The sequence below is a fragment of the Mycolicibacterium chubuense genome, assembly GCF_001044255.1.
Classification (GTDB): Bacteria; Actinomycetota; Actinomycetes; order Mycobacteriales; family Mycobacteriaceae; genus Mycobacterium; species Mycobacterium chubuense.
On record NZ_JYNX01000025.1, the window covers coordinates 62,903 to 82,596 of the forward strand.

Sequence of the window (19,694 nt, forward strand, 5' to 3'; positions counted from 1 at the left end):
AGGTTACCGGTCCGCGCGTTCCCCCCGGTCCACGCCGAGCGCGTTCTAGCATCGGGAGGCAACCCTCGTCCGGCCGCGTCGCGACAGCCCCCTGCGCGTGGCCGGGCAGCGACAGAAGGCAGCCCACATGCCCCCTTTGCGTCCGTATCACGTCGCGATCGTCGGCTCGGGACCGTCCGGGTTCTTCGCTGCGGCCTCGCTGTTGAAGGCCGCCGGATCCGGCGACGACCCCGCGCAGCGCGACGTCCGTGTCGACATGCTCGAGATGCTGCCCACCCCGTGGGGTCTGGTGCGGTCGGGCGTCGCACCGGACCATCCGAAGATCAAGTCGATCTCGGCGCAGTTCGACAAGACCGCCGCCGATCCGCGGTTCCGGTTCTTCGGCAACGTCGTCGTCGGCGAGCACGTGCAGGCCGAAGAGCTCGCCCAGCGCTACGACGCCGTGATCTATGCCCACGGCACGCAGTCGGACCGGCCGCTGGGCATCCCCGGGGAAGACCTCCCGGGCAGTGTGGCCGCCGTCGACTTCGTCGGCTGGTACAACGCCCATCCTGATTTTGCCGATCTCGCGCCCGACTTGACGTGCCGTCGCGCTGTTGTCATTGGCAACGGCAACGTGGCGATCGACGTCGCGCGCATCCTGGTCAGCGATCCGGACGTGCTCGCAGCGACCGACATCGCCGACCACGCGCTGGAGTCGCTACGCGATCGCGGCGTTGAGGAGGTGTTGATCATCGGCAGGCGCGGCCCGCTGCAGGCGCCGTTCACCACGCTCGAGCTTCGTGAGCTCGGCGACCTCGAGGCCCTCGGTGACGTCGACGTGATCATCGACCCGGCCGACTTCGCCGACATCACCGACGAGGACCTCGAGGCCGCGGGCAAGACCGTGCGCAACAACATCAAGGTGCTGCGCGGCTACGTGGAATTGGAACCGCGCGGGGCCAAGCGGCGCATCGTGTTCCGGTTCCGCACGTCGCCGATCGAGATCAAGGGCGACGGCAAGGTGGAGTCGATCGTGTTGGGCCGCAACGTTCTCGTGCGCGGTGCCGACGGCCGGGTCTCGGCCCGCGACACCGGTGAGCGCGAGGAGGTGCCCGCGCAGCTCGTGGTCCGCGCGGTCGGATACCGCGGACTGCCGATGCCCGGTCTGCCGTTCGACGAGCGGTCCGGCACCATCCCCCACACGGACGGGAAGGTCGAGGGCAGCCGCAACGCCTACGTCGTGGGCTGGATCAAGCGTGGGCCGACCGGCGTGATCGGCAGCAACAAGAGCGATTCCCAGGAGACCGTCAACACCGTGCTCGCCGATCTGCGCGCGGCCGAACCCACCGACATCGGTCCCGACCACGCCGAACAGGTGGAGCGGTGGCTGCTCGAACGGCAGCCCAAGCTCGTCACCAACGACCACTGGAAACTCATCGACGCGCACGAGCGCACGGCGGGCGAGGGCTCCGGGCGCCCGCGGGTGAAGCTGACCAGTCTGGAGGAGCTGCTACGGATCGGGCACGGGTGAGGGAGCGAACGCCCACTTCTCGGGATTGCCCGGCGAGTACACCACGTCGATGAGCTGACCCATCGTGGGCCAGGCGTTCACATCGACGACCATGCGTGTGTAGACGGTGTACTCGTTGACCGTCGGCCCGTTGATAACGCCGGTGATGGTGACGTACTGCTCGCCGGTCATGTCGCTCGGGCGGGGGCTGACGCCGGTGACGAGGAGCGTTCCGGGCACCCAATCGCTGCCCGCACCACGCTTGCGCATGATTCGGGGCGCCACGACTAGCACGATGGCACCGATGATGAGCAGCATGATCGCGAGTTCGGCCACACCGCCATGGTAGGACGGCACCTATGAGCACCGATTTCCCCGATGTCGCCGACGACCTCGCCCTGGCCCTCACGCTGGCCGAGGAGGCCGATGCGCTGACGATGCAGCGCTTCGGCGCCGTGGACCTGCGCGTGGAGACCAAACCCGACATGACCCCCGCCACCGACGCCGACCTCGATGCCGAGACGCTGCTGCGGGACCGGCTCGCCGAGCATCGCCCCGCGGATTCGGTGTTCGGCGAAGAGTTCGGGGGGACAAAGGAATTCACCGGCCGTCAGTGGGTGGTCGATCCGATCGACGGCACCAAGAACTTCGTCCGCGGCGTGCCGGTGTGGGCGACGCTGATCGCCCTGCTCGTCGACGGCGTCCCCACGGTCGGCGTCGTCAGCGCGCCCGCCCTGGCGCGGCGGTGGTGGGCCGGCAGGGGTCAGGGCGCGTTCAGTTCGTTTGCCGGCACGACCCGCCGGATCTCGGTCTCGGCCGTCGCCGACCTCGGTTCGGCCAGTCTGTCGTACTCCGACCTGACCACCGGGTGGGACGCGGCGCGCCCCACGTTCCTCGAGCTCACGGACACGGTGTGGCGGGTGCGCGGGTACGGCGATTTCTGGTCCTACTGCCTGGTCGCCGAGGGCGCCGTCGACGTCGCCGTGGAGCCGGAGGTCAAGCTGTGGGACCTGGCACCGCTCGACATCCTGGTGCGCGAGGCCGGCGGCCGCTTCACCGATCTCGCCGCGCAGCCCGGCCCGCACGGCGGCAGCGCGGTGGCCACCAACGGTCTGCTCCACGACACGGTGCTCGCCGCACTTCGGTGACGCTTCCGGACTTTGCCGCACGCCCCGGCGACCGGTCGGCGATGATGTGAGGTGCGCAACAGATCGGCGGACCTTACTCAATAGTCAGTTCCGATACCTTACTCTGGAGTCAGTTGCGCATCTGCGTTTCTCCGACACCACCTGAGGGCAGCTGACCAATGACGAACACCCTGCCGTCCAAGCGATCCGGCCACGAGAGTGCGGTCGGTCTGCACAAGCACAAGCGGTCCGCGACCGACATCGGAATCGCGCTGCTCACGCCCCTCCTGGGGCAGGAGTTCCTGGACAAGTACAACCTGCGGGACCCGCTCAACCGGGGGCTGAAGTACGGCGTGAAGCAGGTCTTCTCCGCCGCGGGCGCCTCGACGCGTCAGTTCAAGCGTGTCCAGGCCCTCGGCAAGCCGGCGACCCGCCTGAAGGCCAGCGGCTCCGACTACTTCGATCTGACGCCCGACGACGATCAGAAGATGATCGTGCAGACCGTCGAGGAGTTCGCCGAGGAGATCCTGCGGCCGGCTGCCCACGACGCCGACGCCGCGGCGACGTATCCCCCTGACCTGATCACCAAGGCCGCCGAACTGGGCGTCACGGCGATCAACATCCCGGAGGACTTCGACGGCATCGCCGAACACCGGGGCACGGTCACCAACGCGCTCGTCGCGGAGGCCCTGGCCTACGGCGACATGGGTCTGGCTCTGCCGATCCTCGCGCCCGGCGGCGTCGCGTCGGCTCTGACCCACTGGGGCAGTGCTGATCAGCAGGCGACGTACCTGCCGGAGTTCGCCGGCGAGAACGTGCCGCAGGCGTGTGTCGCCATCGCCGAGCCGCACCCGCTGTTCGACCCGACGGCACTGAAGACCACCGCGGTGCGCACGCCGAGCGGATACCGGCTGGACGGGGTCAAGTCGCTGGTGCCCGCGGCGGCCGACGCCGAGGTGTTCATCATCGCCGCGCAGCTCAACGGGAAGCCGACGCTGTTCGTGGTCGAGTCGTCCGCGGCCGGGCTCACGGTCACCACCGATCCGAGCATGGGTATCCGCGCGGCCGCCCTGGGCCGCGTGGAACTCGACAAGGTCACCGTGCCGCTCGGCGCGCGGCTGGGCGGGGATGTCGCCGAGGCCGAACACGACTGCAACTACTCCGAGGCGATCGCGCTGTCCCGGCTGGGCTGGGCCGCCCTGGCGGTCGGCACCTCGCACGCGGTCCTCGACTACGTCGTTCCCTACGTCAAGGAGCGCGAGGCGTTCGGCGAGCCGATCGCACACCGGCAGTCGGTGGCGTTCATGTGCGCCAACATCGCGATCGAGCTCGACGGTCTGCGGCTGATCACGTGGCGCGGCGCCGCGCGCGCCGAGCAGGGACTGTCGTTCGCACGCGAGGCCGCGCTGGCCAAGAAGCTGGGCACCGACAAGGGCATGCAGATCGGCCTCGACGGCGTGCAACTGCTCGGCGGCCACGGCTACACCAAGGAACACCCGGTCGAACGCTGGTACCGCGACCTGCGGGCTCTCGGCGTCGCCGAGGGTGTCGTCGTTCTGTAGACAAGCAGCCTCTCTAGGAAAGCGGGACGATCATGGCGATCAATCTGGAAATGCCGAAGAAGCTGCAGGCGGTCATCGAGAAAGGCCACCAGGGTGCGGCCGAGATGCTGCGGCCGATCTCGCGCAAGTACGACCTGCGCGAGCACGACTACCCGGTCGAGCTCGACACGCTGGCCACCCTCTTCGAGGGCATCTCGGAGGCGAACACGATCTCGTTCGCAGGCGCCGAGGCCTTCCAGCGCGACGAGAACGGACCCAAGGGAAACATCAACGGCGCCAACATGTCTGCGCTCCTCAACGCCCTCGAGGTGAGCTGGGGTGACGTCGCACTGCTGCTCTCGGTGCCCTACCAGGGTCTCGGCAACGCCGCGATCTCGAGCGTGGCCTCGCCCGAGCAGCTCGAGCGACTCGGCAAGGTGTGGGCCGCGATGGCCATCACCGAGCCCGGCTTCGGCTCGGATTCCGCGGCGGTGTCGACCACCGCCGTGCTCGACGGCGACGAGTACGTCATCAACGGCGAGAAGATCTACGTGACCGCCGGGTCCCGCGCCACCCACATCGTCGTGTGGGCGACGCTGGACAAGACCAAGGGCCGCGCGGCGATCAAGTCGTTCATCGTGCCGCGCGATCATCCCGGCGTCACGGTGGAGCGGCTGGAGAACAAGCTCGGCATCAAGGCCTCCGACACCGCCGCGATCCGCTTCGACAACGCCCGCATCCCCAAGGAGAACCTGCTCGGAAGCCCCGAGATCCAGGTGGACAAGGGGTTCGCGGGGGTGATGGAGACCTTCGACAACACCCGGCCGATCGTGGCCGCGATGGCCGTCGGGGTCGCCCGCGCCGCGCTGGAGGAACTGCGCAAGATCCTCACCGAGGCCGGCATCGAGATCTCCTACGACAAGCCTGCGCATGCGCAGAGCGCAGCCGCCGCGGAGTTCCTGCGGATGGAGGCCGACTGGGAGGCCGGCTATCTGTTGACGGTGCGTTCGGCCTGGCAGGCCGACAACAAGATCCCGAACTCCAAAGAGGCGTCGATGGGCAAGGCCAAGGCCGCCCGGGTCGGTACCGACATCACCCTCAAGGCGGTCGAGATGGCCGGTACCACTGGCTATTCCGAGCAGACCCTGCTCGAGAAGTGGGCCCGGGACTCGAAGATCCTCGACATCTTCGAAGGCACCCAGCAGATCCAGCAGCTGGTGGTCGCCCGCCGCCTTCTCGGCCTGTCCTCGGCCGAATTGAAGTAGCTCAGCGCTCCATCAACTCCTCGAAGAGGTCCGCGCCGCGGGCAACGCCTCCGGTGGCGCGGAACCCCTGGGCGACCCTGGCGGCGCCGGGCCCCATCGTCATCGCCTCGTGAATCTTGCGGCGCAGCCGGGGTACGGACAACCGCCGGGCCGGAAGCCGCGTTCCGCAGCCGGCGACCTCTGCCCGCCGAGCGACCTCGAACTGGTCGCGTCCGTAGGGCACCACACAGACCGGGACGCCCCGGGCCAGCGCGCGCTGGGTCCCGCCCATCCCCCCGTGGGTGACGGCGCAGACCGCCCGGGCCAAGACCTGATCGTGGTCGACGAACCGGCGGACGGTCACGCGGGGGCGGTCGACCAGACCTTCGGTGACTCCGGCGGGCAGCGTGGCCACCACGTGGACCGGGTCGTCGGTCAGCGCGGCAGCGGCGGCGCTCACGAGGTCCGCGTCGTTCTGCCGCTCCGACGAGGTCGTCACCAGGACGATGGGCCGGTCGATGGACGAGAGCCACTCCGGTGGTTCGCCCGCCACCGGTTCGGGAACGCAGGGGCCGATCATGTGCACGTTCGATCCCCAGTCAGCCGTGTACTGGAACGGTGTACCGGTCGCGAGGAACAGCAGTGGCGGGCGACGGAGGAAGTCGTCGAGTGATGCGACGGGCCGGACGCCCAACGGCGCGCGAATCGCGTTGATAGCTGCCACCGCCGGCCGTTGCAGAGGCCGGTTGACCGCAGCGCGGACCACGGCGTCGCGCCACCGGCCGACGATGCCCCGCACGGGGCGAAGCCCCAGTCCGAACGGGGGAACGCCCTCGACGTCGAGCGCCGGCGTGTAGGGCGAGAAGCTTGCCCACGGTAAGTCCGCGGCATCGGCGGCTGTCTGCGCTCCCCAGCAGTTGACGTCGACCAGCAAGCCGTCGGGCGCGACCTCGGCGATCGCGGCGCGAAGATCGCCGACCTCGTAAGGCGCGCGGCGGCGGAAGGCCGACACCGACAGCCGCAGTGCTGATACGGGGTTGGCCGCCCTCCAGTCGTCCATCTCGATGGCCTCGATGCGGGGATCGATGGAAGCCGCTGAAAATCCCTGCGCGACAGCAGTTTCAACACCGTCCGCCAGGGTGCGAATGTGGATCTGGTGGCCGCGTGCCATGAGCTCGGCCAGCAGCGCGCTCAGAGGCAGCAGGTGCCCCAGTGCGGGTGAGGTGTAGGCAAGGATGGTGGCCATCGTCAGCCCTCGCTCCGCGTCAGGGCCGGGTGTGGGCCGCCCCAATGATGCCGGTAACCCGTTGTCTCGCAGGCCGTCGCGTACTCCCCCATCAGCTGCCGGCAGCGGTGCTGGTCACCCCGGGCCGACGCCAACAGCGCATTGATCCGGATGGTCCACAGGTCCATCGGTGGCATACCCGGGGTACGCGCATGCCAGAGCTCGAGCACGCTCTCCACCTCGAGCAGATCTTCGGGACGCCGACGGTCGAGCAACAGTTCGCAGAGGGTTTCGGAGGGACACCCCAGGTGAACCAGCGGCGCATCGTGGGTGTGCAGGGTCGTCAGACGGCGCATCAGCTCGATGGCTTCGTCCCGGTCCCCGTTGCGAGCAGCCTCCCTGGCCAGCTGCGTCCCCGTGATCGCCAGCGCGAAGGACTGCAGGTGGTGGGCCGTGATACCGGCTTCGGCTTTGCGGAGGAGGTCGAAAGCCTCTTCTCGGCAGGGACTCTCGGTTTGCAGCAGCATCGTTGCGTAGGTCCACTGGGCGGCGATGACGCCGAACCGGTCACCGAAAGATTCCGCCCGCACCAAGCCCTCTCTCATCTCCTCGACCAGTTCGTCGGCGACATAGAGACCCATCATCGCGAGGATGGCCCAATACAGAGAGACGGTCGAGTAGCTCACCGGCGGCAGGTCGCGTGCCAACTCGGTCGCCAGTCGGATGTGGGCGACCCCACCCGCGCGATCGCCGATACACACTTCGCACAGACCGGTGATCGCGTAGGCGACCGCGCGATCGATGGACGGCCGCTCGAGCTCGAGGGAAACACTGCGTCCGATCACTTCCAGGGCAGCGTCGAATTCGCAGTTCACCCAGTGTCCGAAAGCAATTGCCGAGTAGAGGATCTCGAGTTCCTCAGGCGGAGCCGGACCGAGATGGTCGAGTAGATCCGCCAGCTCGGCCGCCAGCGGAATCGCCTCGGGGACGCGGTTGCTGTTGACGATGAATGTCACGATGCGACCGGCCAGCGCCAGCGCCAGTGCGTGCAGGTCACCAGCCCGGGTGGTGAGCTCCCGCAGTTCCCGGAATCGCCGCTCGTTGGCCGGGTCCGCACCGACGAACAGTTCGGTCGACACCAGCATCGCGCGCGGTGCGATGCGCAGGGCGACGGTCTCGTCGCTGCCGGCGGGAAGCTGATCAGCAAGTCGCACAGCACTTTCCCACTGCTGACGCGCCGCGGACATGTCGCGCATCCGCAGCCACTCGGCGGCGCGCAGATGCCAGCGGCACGCAGCCTTCAGTTCACCTGCGGCTTCGAGATGCGTCGCGATCATGGCGGCGCTCTCATCCTGGGCGCCGCGAGCTTCGATGGCGCTGGCGAGCTGACGATGTGCCCGCGCGCGATGGGTGCTCATCTGGGATTCATAGGCCACTGTGCGAACAAGCGGATGCCGGAAGCAGTACCGCTGCCTCGGGGTGAATTCGGTCTGATCGATCAGTTCCGTGGCGACCAGCTCGGCGAGCTGCGCCGCGAGCCCGCCGGATGCCAGCACTTCGAGGGTGTCTCTGTCGAAGCGGGTGCCGATCACCGCTGCCGCATTGAGCACCTCTTTGGCGGCGGGCTCCAGACGGTCGATGCGCGCGGCGAGCACGGCCTGCACGGTCACCGGCACACCGATGTCGCCGACATCGCCGACATCGCCGACGAGCCGGTAGTCGCCCCGGCCGCCCGCCAGCACCCCTCGGCCGGCCAGATCGCGCACGATCTCCTCGACGAAGTACGGATTGCCCCCGGCTGCACCGGCGATGCGCGTCGCGAGCAACCGCACCGCGTCGTCGCGGCCGAGCAGGTTGAGCGCGAGGTCGACCGTCAGGGACCCGTCGAGTGGCTCCAGCGTCACGGTGAGCTGCCCCTGCCGCCGCAGCACGCCCCGGTACTCCGGTCGGTGAGTGACCACGAGGATCGCCGACGTCGGGTTCGGCCCGGCGACGAAGTCGGCGAGCACCGCCTCACTGGCGGCATCCACCCAGTGCACGTCTTCGATGACGATGACCACCGGGCCGGCATGGCGCCGGACGAACCGTCTCATCGTCTCCGCCAGACGGTGTCGCCGGCCGTCGGCGCCGACGTGCAGCGCCGGCCAGGTCCCATCGGTCAGACCCATGGCCTCGAAGAGGATCTGCGCATCAGTGGAGCGCATGGGCAGTTGCTCCAGCACCCGCTCCCGCGCATCGTCACTGCCGAGATCGTCGACGCCGAACATCGCCCGGAGCACCCGGGACAACGCGAGGAATGCGACGGGCATCGAATGCGCATCGCAGCCCGTCAGGACCACTGCCGCGCCGGCGTTCGTCGCTCGCCGAGCGAACTCCTCGATCAGACGGCTCTTGCCGACCCCGGGCGAGCCGGCCACGGCGACCAGATGCGCCTCACCGCCGTTCTCCACCACGGCGGCCAATCGGCGGAGCTCGGCTTCGCGGCCCACCATGGCGGCCTCGTTGCGGCCCATCACCATTCGCCCGGCTTCGACCCCGAGAAGCTCCCGGGCGCTCACCGGGTCCACAGCCCCCTTGACACGCACGTTGACCGCCGGACCCATGCGGGTGGCGCGTTGCACCAGATCCGCCGTGGCCATCGAGCAGAGAACCCCACCGGGCGCTGCCGCCGCTTCCATGCGCTGAGCCATGCCGACGGCATGGCCCGTCGCGGTGTACCGGCCCGGTCCCGAGCCGATCTCACCGACCACAACGGAACCGGAGTTCAGCCCCACCCGCAGCGTCAGAGCGACGCCGTCGCGGCGCGCGATCTCCGCAGAGAGCGCCTCGGCCACCGATTGGATCTCCAATGCGGCGATACAGGCCCGCAGCGCATGGTCCTCGAGCGCCAGTGGTGCGCCGAACAACGCCATCAGCCCGTCGCCGGTGAAGGCACAGGTGGTGCCCTGATAGCGCTGCACGACGGCCGCGCAGCGATTGAACAGCTCGTTCATGATCTCGCGAAGCCGTTCGGGGTCGAGATCGGCGGCGAGCCGCATGGACCCGACCACATCGGCGAACAGCACCGTCACGAGCTTGCGCTCACCCGACGCCGAGCCGACGCGCACCGGCGATCCACAGACGTCGCAGAACCGCGAACGGGCCCGCAGGTCGTTGCCGCACGACCCGCATGAAGCGACTGTCTCGACTTCCGGCCCGCTCATCCCCCCGTCTTCCCCGCTCCCCGGTACCGATCATGATCGCGCGCCGAGCGGGCGGACGTGTCGCAACGACGGAAATTGCCGTCCGGGTCAGAACCCGTCGTGCACGACCACCCGGGTCCTGCCGGTGACCCCGCCGCCGATGATCGTCTTCAGCACGTCGTCGACCCGGCGCACCGGAACATCGCGGGTGATGCGGGCCAGATGGCGCGGCGCAAGATCAGACTCGAGCTGCGCCCAGACCTCGCGGCGCCGGTCGATGGGCAGCAGCACCGAGTCGATCCCGGCCAGGGTCACGCCGCGCAGGATGAACGGCATGACCGTCGCCGGCAGGTCGGGAGATCCGGCCAGACCCGAAATGGCAGCAACGCCACCGTATTTCATGGTGCTCAGCGCATAGGCAAGGGTGGTGCCGCCGACGCAGTCCACGACTGCTGCCCAGTGCGCCTTGCCCAGCGGACGCACCTTCTCGTCCGGACCGGGCACCCGGTCGATCACCTCGGCGGCGCCGAGATCACGCAGCAGATCGCGCGAGTCCGCCTTGCCGGTGGACGCCACGACCTCATAACCCAGCCCGGCGAGCAGGTCGACGCTGACACTGCCCACTCCCCCCGTCGCGCCCGTCACCAGGACGGGACCGTCACCCGGTTCGACGCCGTGATCGCGGAGCGCGGCGACGCTCATGGCCGCGGTGAACCCGGCCGTCCCGATGGCCGCGGCGTCCGCGGTGCTCAGCGAGGTGAGCTTGACCAGATAGTCCGCGGGGTATCGGGCGGTCTGGGCGTAACCGCCGTGCCGGCCGGTGCCGATGTCCTGCCCGTGCGCGATGACCGCATCCCCCACCGAGAAGTCCGCAGACGCGCTCGAGCTCACCGTTCCGGCGACGTCGATGCCCGGGATCAACGGGTACGACCGGGCCACCCCGCCCTTCGGTGTGACGGCGAGGGCGTCCTTGTAGTTGACGCTGGAGTACTCGACGCGGATCTCCACGTCGCCCTCGGGGAGGAACGATTCGTCCACCACTTCGTGGCGCAGCACGATGCCGCCCTCGCCGTCCTCGTGAGCCACCATCGCGTTGATCTCGGTCATGATCGCCACAGTAACCAGCCGACCGGGACACGAAGAAGCCCCCGGCCGCAACAGGGCCGGGGGCTTCGTCGAATGCTGTGCCGGGTGGTTACCCGACGAGGTGGGTGATGAGATCCGGCTTCATCGCCTGGAGCTCACGTCCCCAGTACGCCCAGTTGTGCGTGCCGTTGTTCGGGAAGTTGAACACCCCGTTGTTGCCACCGGCGGCGATGTAGTTGTCCTGGAACGTCCTGTTGGTCTTGATGGTCAGACCCTCGAGGAACGTGGCAGGCAGGTCGCCACCGCCCAGCTCGTTGGGCTGACCGTTACCGCAGTACACCCAGATGCGGGTGCCATTGGCGACCAGGTTGGGGATCTGCACCATCGGGTCGTTGTACTTCCAGGCCGGATCGGTCTCGGCCGGGCCCCACATGTCGTTGGCCTTGTAGCCGCCGGCGTCACCCATCGAGATGTTGATGAGGAACGGCCACCAGCCCTCGGAGGGGTTCAGGAAGCCCGACATCGAACCGGCATACGGGAACTGGGCCGGGTGGTGGGCGGCCAGCACCAGCGAGGCGCTACCGGCCATCGACAGGCCGACCGCGGCGCTGCCCGTGGGCTTGACCTGGCGCTCGGAGGCGAGGAAGTTCGGGAGCTCCTGGGTCAGGAAGGTCTCCCAGTTGTAGGTCAGGCAGCCCGCCTTGCCGCAGGCCGGCTTGTACCAGTTGGAGTAGAAGCTCGACTGGCCGCCGACGGGCATCACGACGGAGATGCCGGAGTCCAGGTACCACTCGAACGCCTGGGTGTTGATGTCCCAGCCGTTGAAGTCGTCCTGGGCGCGCAGGCCGTCGAGCAGGTAGAGCGCCGGCGAGTTCGGGCCGCCGCTCTGGAACTGCACCTTGATGTCACGGCCCATCGACGGCGACGGCACCATCAGGTACTCGACCGGCAGGCCGGGACGGGAGAAGGCCCCGGCGGTCGCCGTGTTGCCGGTCAGGCCGATGACGCCAGGCAGCAAAATCGCGGCGAACGCGGCCATGCCGAGGCGGCGCGCCCAAGGCCCACGAATCCTGTCAAGAAGTCTCATACGGTCAATTCCATCCATCTTCGGTGTACCGCCCGAGGCGGTTCGTCCTGCGTTTCCCGAGCGGTCGCCGACACCACAGCGATGTCTTCACCGCACTGTGACGCCACCCCGAAAAAGACGGTCCGACGGTGGGGTGGGCCGAGAAAAGGTTCAGTTGTAGCGGTTGCAGTAAAACATGCGGCACCCACGGGACAAAGCCCGGCCACGGCAAACACCGCCAAATACGGCCGCTTCGCGATTCTGACGCCGGCGACAAACGCCGCCTCCGCGTGCGGCAAAGCACTGGCCCGTACGGTGAATGCTGCATTAGTACCGGAGTGGGCGCCTCTCCCGCAGTGACCGCCATCACAGTTGCCGAAATCAGTAGGCTCCGCTGATGACCAAGGGCGCGACCGGGTCTCGCAGACTGTCCGTCGACGACTGGATCGACGCCGGTTTCACCCTGCTCGCCGAGGCCGGCATCGAGGCGCTCAAGCTGGACCGGCTCTGCGGTCACCTCGGCGTCACCAAGGGCAGCTTCTACTGGCATTTCGCCGACATGACCGCGTATCGCACCGCCCTCGCCCGGGCCTGGGCCGAGTTGCGCGACCACGACCGCAGCGGCTTCGGCGAGCTGTCGGGTCTGCCGCCACGGGAGCGACTGGCCACGATGATGGCCACCCTGCGTGCGGAGCGCCAGCGCGCCCTGGAACGGGCCATGCGCGAGTGGGCACGCACCGACCCCGCCGTGGCGGACAGTGTGCGCGCCGCCGACCACACGGTGGTGGCAGCGGTGCGCACGGCCTTCCAGGACGCCGGCTTCGACCCTGACGAGGCGGACATGCGGGCTCATGCGACGTTCGCGGCGGGTATCGGTTTCCTGCATCTCTCCGATGCGCCGGCCGGCGCCCGGCTGGCCGCCCAGCAGGAACGCTTCCTCGACGTGATGCTGGCGCGCTGACCCGCTTCCATACCAAAAGGTATGGTAGCGTCGCGCCATGTCCTCGACCGTCGCTGCCGAAGCGCCTGTCAGCCCTGAATTCGTTGCGCGACTGTCCGAACGTGCCGGCGAGGCGGAACGGCTTCGCCGACTGCCCGCGGCGACACTGGCCGAGGCCACCGCGTCGCGCTTCTTCGACCTCCTGGTGCCGACACGGTTCGGGGGTGCGCAGGCGCCGTTCCCCGCGATCCTCGACCCCGTCCGGCGCATGGCGCACGGCTGCGCCTCGAGCGCCTGGACGCTGGGGTTCTACGCCCTGCACAACTGGATGCTCGCGCTCTTCGGCGAGCAGGCCCAACAGGAGGCGTTCCTCACGCGTCCGTTTCTCGCGCCGGCGCCGCTGGCCCCGACCGGGCGGGGCGTCGACTGCGACGGCGGGATGCGGCTCACCGGCCGGTGGTCCTGGGCCACCGGGGTGATGCACGGCAACTGGATCATGGTCGGAGCCCTCTGCGAGTCCGGCGCGGGCTCCCTGCGACCGATGCTCGCGCTGCTGCCCATCGACGCCGTGCGCATCGAGGATGTCTGGCACACCGACGGCATGCGCGCCACCGGCTCCAACGACGTGGTGATCGAGGATGTGTTCGTCCCGGCGCATCGACTGGTCGCCGTGTCGGACATCTACACCGGCGCATCGCCCGGCGCGGCCGTCCACGACGGGCACACCTACCGCTGGCCCATGGTGCCCGCGCTGGCGCTGCTCGCGGCCATGCCGGCGCTCGGCAGCGCAGAGCGCGCTGCCGAGATCTACGCCGACCGGCTCTCGCAGCGATACCTCGCCTACGAGGGTGTCCTGCAGAAGGACAAGCCGATGGCAGCGATCCGCCTCGGAGAGGCGTCGGTGCGGCTGCGCGCCCTGCGCGCCCTGCTGTCCGAGACGGTGGACGACATCGAGGAGATCGTGAGCGCCGGGGATCCCGTGAGCCGTGCGGTCCGCGGCCAGGCGCGTCTGGCCGCGGCGCACATCGTTGCCGAATCGCGCGCGGTGATCGGCGACCTGCTGGCGTCGTCGGGCGCCAGTGCCCACTTCGTGGACCATCCGCTGCAGCGCATCAAGCGCGATGTCGACGTCATCGCCGGTCACGTGGTGTTCGATTACGACACCAGCCGCGAGCTCGCCGGCGCGCTGAGCCTGGGCATCGCGATCCCTCGCACCGCGATGGTGTGAGGCCGGCAGGGAGGTTCCGATGGCAGAGACGCTGCGCGACACCGTCACCACGTTCTTTCAGCGCACCCTTGCCAACCCGGTGATGCGGCGCATGCCGTTCCAGACGCTTCTGGAGACGACGGGCCGCACGTCCGGCGTACCGCGACGGACCCCGGTGGGCGGCAGGCGGATCGGCGATCAGTTCTGGTTCGTCTCCGAGTTCGGCGACCGGTCGCAGTACGTCCGCAACATCACGGCGGATCCGCACGTACGCGTACGGCTGAACGGCCGGTGGCACCGCGGCACGGCACACCTGCTGCCCGACGACGGTCCGCACGCCCGCATGCGGACCCTCCCGCGCTTCAACAATGTCGGGGTCCGCGCGTTCGGAACGCATCTGCTCACGATCAGGGTCGACCTGACCGACTGAGCCTGCACTGCGGGCCCGGGGCCATTGACCGTCCGCCGACATAAAAGTAATGTCAGTTTCACTTTCTCGGGAGGAGCACGGCATGGAATCGTTCGTCCATCTTCGAAAAGGCAAGTACCCGAAGCGGATTCACGCCGACCTCGACGGACTCAAGGACGACGAACTCGGGCGCGGCGGATTCACCGGGCGCACCGCGAACCTCTACCGGCGCCACGATCCCACGGCGTACCGGTCGGTCGGGCCGCTGCGTCCGCTCGACGTCCTGGCCGGCGAGCTCAAACCCGGCGACGCCGGGGACGCCTTCGGCGCTCCCCTGCTGATGTTCTCGAACTCCGACTGCCAAGTGCTGCTGTCCCGGCGCGCCCAGGACATGCCGTTCTTCGTCCGGTACATCGACGGGGATCTGCTGTGCTTCGTGCACGAGGGGGCCGGACTGCTCGAGACCGAGTTCGGGCCGCTGCGTTACCGACAGGGCGACTGGGTGTACCTGCCGAAGGCGTGCACGTGGCGTCACGTCCCGGACGGCCCGTGCACGTGGTTGATGATCCAGGCCACAGACGAGTTCCGCGTGCCGCCGCCGGGGCAACTGGGCCGGCACTTTCCGTTCGACCCCTCGCAGGCGGTGATCCCCGACCCGGCGCCGTGTGACGACGACGGCCGCGACAGCTACGAGGTGCGCCTGATGCACTCCCCGATCGACGGGGTCGGGACGACGACGCTCTACTACGAGCACCACCCGCTCGACGTCGAGGGCTGGCGGGGCGACAATTTCCCCTTCACGTTCAACATCGCCGACTACAACGTGGTGACATCGAACAGCGTGCACCTGCCGCCGACGGTGCATCTGTTCATGCAGGCCACCGGCGTGTACGTGATGAACTTCCTGCCCAAGCCGGCCGAGGGCGTGCCCGGCACCGAGCGCACGCCGTGGTATCACCGCAACGTCGACTTCGACGAGATCGCGTTCTTCCACGGCGGTTCGCTCTACGGCATCCCGATGCCACCCGGCCTGATCTCCCACGCCCCGCAGGGGGTGCACCACGGTGCGCCGGAGAAGGCGCGCGAGCGGGCCCGCCGCAAGTTCGACGACTACCAGTCGGTCGACTGGCAGGTGATCGCGGTGGACACCCGTGAGCGGTTGGTGCCCTCGGCGGAGGTACTGGCCAACGACCTCGGGCAGCACTAGTGCAGGCACCCGTCAAGCACGAGTACGAGCGCATCCCGTATCTCGTTGCCTATCAGAACAACTCGGCGGTCCGTGACGTCTATGGCGGCGTCGCCGAGCTCGTGGTGCTGGAAAGCTACCTGCTCGAGCCCAGGGACAGGCCGTCGGACACCGTGCTGGTGTTCATGCATCCCATCGGCGGCGGGGCGTACCTGCCGATGATCAATGCGCTGGCGCGCGCGGGACACCACGTCATCTACTGCAACAGCCGGTTCCGCGGCACCGACTCGGCGCTGCTGATGGAGAAGGTCGTGGAGGACCTCGGCGAGTGCATCAAGGACGCGAAGAACCGGCTGGGCTACCAGAAGGTGGTTCTCGCGGGCTGGAGCGGCGGCGGGTCGCTGTCGGCGTTCTATCAGCAACAGGCCCAGCACCCGACCGTCACGTCCAGTCCGTCGGGCGACGGGCCCGATCTCACGACACTGGGCCTGATCCCCGCCGACGGCATCATGCTGCTGGCCGCGCACATCAGCAGGCACGGCACCATGACCGAATGGCTGGACGCGTCCATCCTGGACGAGACCGACCCCACCCGCCGCGACCCCGAACTGGATCTCTACGACCCCGACAATCCGAACCAGCCGCCCTACTCGCCGGAATTCCTCGAGCGCTACCGGCACGAACAGATCGCCCGCAATCGGCGAATCACGAAGTGGGTCAGGGAGAAGTTGGCCACCCTGAAGGCCGCCGGTCGGCCGGATGACGAGTTCGCTTTCGTCGTGCACGGCACCATGGCCGACCCCCGCTGGCTCGATCCGACGGTCGATCCGAACGAACGCACACCGGGAGCCTGTTATCTGGGCGATCCTGCAGTGGTGAACATGAGCCCGGTGGGTCTGGCGCGCTTCTGCACGCTGCGCAGCTGGCTTTCCCAGTGGAGTTACGACGACGCGCACGCCGACGCGGTGAAATGCGGCCCCGACCTCGCGGTGCCCGCGCTGGTGATCGGCAACCTGGCCGACGACGCGTGCACGCCCAGCCACACCCGCAGGATCTTCCAGGCGATCGGGCATGCGGACAAGGAGATGTACGAGATCCCGGGCGCGAACCACTACTACGCCGGGCCCGACCAACGCGACAAACTGCGCGAGGCGGTCGGCATCGTGACCGATTGGCTCCAGCGGCACGGGTTTTCGGTATGACGTTCGGCGGGCAGGAGCGAAGCGACCGGGGAATCGCCTGCGCCGGTCCGCTGGACGGTGTCCGGGTCATCGAAGTCGGCACGCTGATCTCCGGTCCGTTCGCCGGCAGGCTGCTCGGCGACATGGGAGCCGAGGTGATCAAGGTCGAGCCCCCCGGCGCGCCAGACCCGCTGCGCACCTGGGGCCAGGCAGAGCTCGACGGCCACCACTTCTTCTGGACCGTGCACGCCCGCAACAAGAAAGCCGTCACGCTGAACCTGCGGGTGCCTACCGGCCGTGCTCTGTTTCTCGAACTCGTCGAGCGCAGCGACATCATCGTGGAGAACTTCCGTCCGGGCACACTGGAGAAGTGGGGCCTGGGCTACGACGTGCTGCGCGAACACAATCGGGGCATCATCCTGGTACGGGTGTCGGGTTATGGCCAGACGGGTCCGGAGGCGCACAAGGCCGGTTACGCCTCGGTGGCCGAGGCGGCGAGCGGCCTGCGGCACATGAACGGTTTCCCGGGCGGCCCTCCCCCGCGTCTGGCGCTGTCCCTGGGCGACAGCCTGGCCGGGATGTTCGCCGCGCAGGGGGCGCTGGCCGCGCTGTACCGCCGCACGGTGACCGGTGAGGGTCAGGTCGTCGACGCCGCGCTCACCGAATCCTGCCTGGCCGTGCAGGAATCGACGATCCCGGACTACGACGTGGGCGGGATCGTGCGCGGCCCCTCGGGGACCCGGCTCGAGGGCATCGCCCCGTCGAACATCTATCCGACCGCCGACGGCAGCTGGGTGGTGATCGCCGCCAACCAGGACACCGTGTTCCGGCGGCTCTGCCAGGCGATGGGCCGACCGGAGCTGGCCACCGACGAGCGGTTCGCCGATCACGTTGCGCGGGGCCGTCATCAGGACGAACTCGACACGATCATCGGGGCGTGGGCGGCCGACCGGCAGCCGGCCGACATCATCGCGACACTGTCGGACGCCGGGGTGATCAGCGGTCCGATCAACACTGTCGCCGAGGTCGTCGACGATCCGCAACTGCAGGCACGCGGCATGATCGCCGACCACTGGGACGACCGGATCGGCCGCAACGTCAAGGGTCCGGGCGTGGTCCCGGTGCTGTCGCAGACCCCGGGGACGATCCGCAGCGCCGGACCGTCGCGACCCGGTCAGCACAACGACGAGATCTACCGGGACCTGCTCGGTCATTCCGACGCCGAGCTCGAGGCGTGGCAGGCGGAGGGGGTGCTGTGAGCGAGTCACCGGCCCACGTCGCAATCCGCGACGTGTCGCTGCGCGACGGGCTGCAGATCGAAGCGCCGATCCCGTTGTCGGCCAAGCTCGACCTGCTCGCCGCCGTCGCCGCCACCGGCGTGCGGGAGATGGAGGCGACGGCCTTCGTCTCGCCGTCGAAGGTGCCCGCTCTCGCGGACGCCGCCGAGTTGGCCGCCGAGCTGCACCGCTTCCCGGGCATCGAGTTCTCGGCGCTGGTGGCCAGCCCCAACGGCGCCCGCCGCGCGATCGCCGCGGGACTGCGCTCGATCGAATACGTGGTATCGGCCGCCGACGGGCACAGCCGGGCCAACGTCGGCCGCTCCTCCGCCGACGCGGCCGCGCTGATCCCCGAGATCGTCGCGATCGCCCACGACGGCGACGTCACCGTCGAGGTCATCGTCGCGACGGCCTGGGACTGTCCGTTCGACGGGCCGACGCCGCCGCACCGTGTGGTCGACATCGTCACCGCGGCCGTCGACGCCGGGGCCGACCGGCTCGCGATCGCAGACACCATCGGCACCACCACGCCGCGCCGGGTCACCGAACTCGTCGCCCTCGTGCGGCCGAGGATCGGCGACCTCCCGCTGGGCGCGCACTTCCACAACACCCGCGGGGCCGGGCTGGCCAGCGCCTACGCCGCTGTCCAGGCGGGGGTGACGCGCCTCGACGCGTCGATCGGCGGGCTGGGCGGATGTCCCTTCGCACCCGGCGCCAGCGGCAACATCGCCACCGAGGACCTGGTGTACCTGCTGCGCGACTGCGGTGTCGACGTCGACGTGGATCTCGACGCCGCCATCGCCGCCGCCCGCGTCGCACAGGACGCGGTCGGCCACGACCTGCCGAGCGCTCTGCTGCGCTCGGGTGACCGAAAACGGGACTAGCCGCGCCGTGCCGCCCGAATCGTCGGAACTCAGCGCAAAGGGACGTCAGACCCGACTCGCGATCGAGCAGGCTGCCCGGAAGTTGTTCGCCGAACGTGGCTTTCACGGCACCACCCTCGGTGACATCACCTCGGCCGCGGGGCGGTCCACGGCGGCGTTCTACCGGTACTTCGCCGACAAGGAGGATCTGCTCGCCGCCCTGGCGCAGTCCTTCCTGCACGACGTGGTGACCCCGTCGGGTCTGCAGCTGCAGCTGCCCGACTCTCCCGACGACGACGCGTTCTTCACCACGGTGGTCACCGGCTACTGGACGATGTTCAAGCAGAACATCGGGATCATGATCGCGGTCGCCCAGCTGGCCGCCACTCAACCGCGCTTCGCGGCCGTCCAGAACGAGTTCCGTCGCTTCGGCGTCGACATCGTCGCCGCCTCGGTGCGTCGCGCCCAGGAACAGGGGTTCGCCGCGGACCTCGACCCCGAGCCCACCGCGGCGGCCATCGCGTTGCTGTTCGAGAACTTCACCACCGTGTTCGTCGGCACCGCGGGCGCCGGGATGGGGATGAACATCGAGATCGACGACGGCGACGCGATCGTCACGCTGTCGCGGATCTGGAAGAAGACGCTGTACGGGTACTGACAGAGCACAC

17 protein-coding genes are annotated in these 19,694 nt (G+C 68.8%); 12 read left to right on the forward strand and 5 right to left on the reverse strand.

The window, feature by feature from the left end; all coding sequences use genetic code 11:
• The first annotated feature begins 127 nt into the window (after positions 1-127).
• Positions 128-1,513 (forward strand): FAD-dependent oxidoreductase, encoded by a 1,386-nt coding sequence (locus tag MCHUDSM44219_RS06600; RefSeq protein WP_048417440.1) that lies wholly within the window; start codon positions 128-130, stop codon positions 1,511-1,513.
• Here the strand turns inward: MCHUDSM44219_RS06600 and MCHUDSM44219_RS06605 are convergent.
• On the reverse strand, positions 1,493-1,828 hold the full coding sequence (locus tag MCHUDSM44219_RS06605; protein ID WP_048417525.1) for a hypothetical protein: 336 nt from the start codon (positions 1,826-1,828) through the stop codon (positions 1,493-1,495). The genes MCHUDSM44219_RS06600 and MCHUDSM44219_RS06605 overlap by 21 nt on opposite strands.
• Before the next feature lie 23 nt (positions 1,829-1,851).
• On the opposite strand from MCHUDSM44219_RS06605, the gene hisN reads away from it, so the two are divergent.
• From hisN to MCHUDSM44219_RS06620, 3 genes are all read left to right on the forward strand, one after another.
• On the forward strand, positions 1,852-2,640 hold the full coding sequence (gene hisN / locus MCHUDSM44219_RS06610; protein ID WP_048417441.1) for a histidinol-phosphatase: 789 nt from the start codon (positions 1,852-1,854) through the stop codon (positions 2,638-2,640).
• A gap of 158 nt (positions 2,641-2,798) precedes the next feature.
• A complete protein-coding gene (locus MCHUDSM44219_RS06615; RefSeq protein WP_048417442.1) occupies positions 2,799-4,181 on the forward strand; it encodes an acyl-CoA dehydrogenase family protein in 1,383 nt (460 codons plus the stop codon).
• A gap of 32 nt (positions 4,182-4,213) precedes the next feature.
• Positions 4,214-5,425 carry an acyl-CoA dehydrogenase family protein gene (locus tag MCHUDSM44219_RS06620; RefSeq protein WP_048417443.1) on the forward strand — a complete coding sequence of 404 codons (1,212 nt, stop codon included), beginning with the start codon at positions 4,214-4,216 and terminating at the stop codon, positions 5,423-5,425.
• A 1-nt stretch (position 5,426) separates the two neighbouring features.
• Here MCHUDSM44219_RS06620 and MCHUDSM44219_RS06625 read toward each other — a convergent pair whose 3' ends face one another.
• The 4 genes from MCHUDSM44219_RS06625 to MCHUDSM44219_RS06640 all read right to left on the reverse strand — a co-directional run bounded on the left by MCHUDSM44219_RS06625 (position 5,427) and on the right by MCHUDSM44219_RS06640 (position 11,984).
• On the reverse strand, positions 5,427-6,650 hold the full coding sequence (locus MCHUDSM44219_RS06625; RefSeq protein WP_048417444.1) for a glycosyltransferase: 1,224 nt from the start codon (positions 6,648-6,650) through the stop codon (positions 5,427-5,429).
• A 2-nt stretch (positions 6,651-6,652) separates the two neighbouring features.
• The gene (locus MCHUDSM44219_RS06630; protein ID WP_048417445.1) at positions 6,653-9,832 is read right to left on the reverse strand and encodes an ATP-binding protein; all 3,180 of its coding nucleotides are present in this window, start codon (positions 9,830-9,832) and stop codon (positions 6,653-6,655) included.
• 87 nt (positions 9,833-9,919) lie between these two features.
• Positions 9,920-10,918 carry an MDR family oxidoreductase gene (locus tag MCHUDSM44219_RS06635; RefSeq protein ID WP_048417526.1) on the reverse strand — a complete coding sequence of 333 codons (999 nt, stop codon included), beginning with the start codon at positions 10,916-10,918 and terminating at the stop codon, positions 9,920-9,922.
• Between the two features lie 88 nt (positions 10,919-11,006).
• The gene (locus MCHUDSM44219_RS06640) at positions 11,007-11,984 is read right to left on the reverse strand and encodes an esterase family protein (protein WP_048417446.1); all 978 of its coding nucleotides are present in this window, start codon (positions 11,982-11,984) and stop codon (positions 11,007-11,009) included.
• A 376-nt stretch (positions 11,985-12,360) separates the two neighbouring features.
• On the opposite strand from MCHUDSM44219_RS06640, the gene MCHUDSM44219_RS06645 reads away from it, so the two are divergent.
• The 8 genes from MCHUDSM44219_RS06645 (at position 12,361) to MCHUDSM44219_RS06680 (ending at position 19,684) form a co-directional block, all read left to right on the forward strand.
• Positions 12,361-12,924, forward strand: coding sequence for a TetR/AcrR family transcriptional regulator (locus tag MCHUDSM44219_RS06645; RefSeq protein ID WP_048417447.1), 564 nt, complete (start codon positions 12,361-12,363; stop codon positions 12,922-12,924).
• A gap of 37 nt (positions 12,925-12,961) precedes the next feature.
• On the forward strand, positions 12,962-14,131 hold the full coding sequence (locus MCHUDSM44219_RS06650) for an acyl-CoA dehydrogenase family protein (RefSeq protein ID WP_048417448.1): 1,170 nt from the start codon (positions 12,962-12,964) through the stop codon (positions 14,129-14,131).
• Between the two features lie 19 nt (positions 14,132-14,150).
• The gene (locus MCHUDSM44219_RS06655) at positions 14,151-14,540 is read left to right on the forward strand and encodes a nitroreductase/quinone reductase family protein (protein WP_048417449.1); all 390 of its coding nucleotides are present in this window, start codon (positions 14,151-14,153) and stop codon (positions 14,538-14,540) included.
• Positions 14,541-14,622: 82 nt separating this feature from the next.
• The gene (locus tag MCHUDSM44219_RS06660; RefSeq protein WP_048417450.1) at positions 14,623-15,726 is read left to right on the forward strand and encodes a homogentisate 1,2-dioxygenase; all 1,104 of its coding nucleotides are present in this window, start codon (positions 14,623-14,625) and stop codon (positions 15,724-15,726) included.
• Positions 15,726-16,907 (forward strand): alpha/beta hydrolase family protein, encoded by a 1,182-nt coding sequence (locus MCHUDSM44219_RS06665; RefSeq protein ID WP_048417451.1) that lies wholly within the window; start codon positions 15,726-15,728, stop codon positions 16,905-16,907. The genes MCHUDSM44219_RS06660 and MCHUDSM44219_RS06665 overlap by 1 nt, the downstream gene beginning before the upstream one ends.
• Positions 16,904-18,145 (forward strand): CaiB/BaiF CoA transferase family protein, encoded by a 1,242-nt coding sequence (locus tag MCHUDSM44219_RS06670; protein ID WP_048417452.1) that lies wholly within the window; start codon positions 16,904-16,906, stop codon positions 18,143-18,145. The genes MCHUDSM44219_RS06665 and MCHUDSM44219_RS06670 overlap by 4 nt, the downstream gene beginning before the upstream one ends.
• A complete protein-coding gene (locus MCHUDSM44219_RS06675) occupies positions 18,142-19,047 on the forward strand; it encodes a hydroxymethylglutaryl-CoA lyase (protein ID WP_048417453.1) in 906 nt (301 codons plus the stop codon). The genes MCHUDSM44219_RS06670 and MCHUDSM44219_RS06675 overlap by 4 nt, the downstream gene beginning before the upstream one ends.
• 7 nt (positions 19,048-19,054) lie before the next feature.
• A complete protein-coding gene (locus tag MCHUDSM44219_RS06680) occupies positions 19,055-19,684 on the forward strand; it encodes a TetR/AcrR family transcriptional regulator (protein ID WP_048417454.1) in 630 nt (209 codons plus the stop codon).
• The last annotated feature ends 10 nt before the right edge of the window (positions 19,685-19,694 follow it).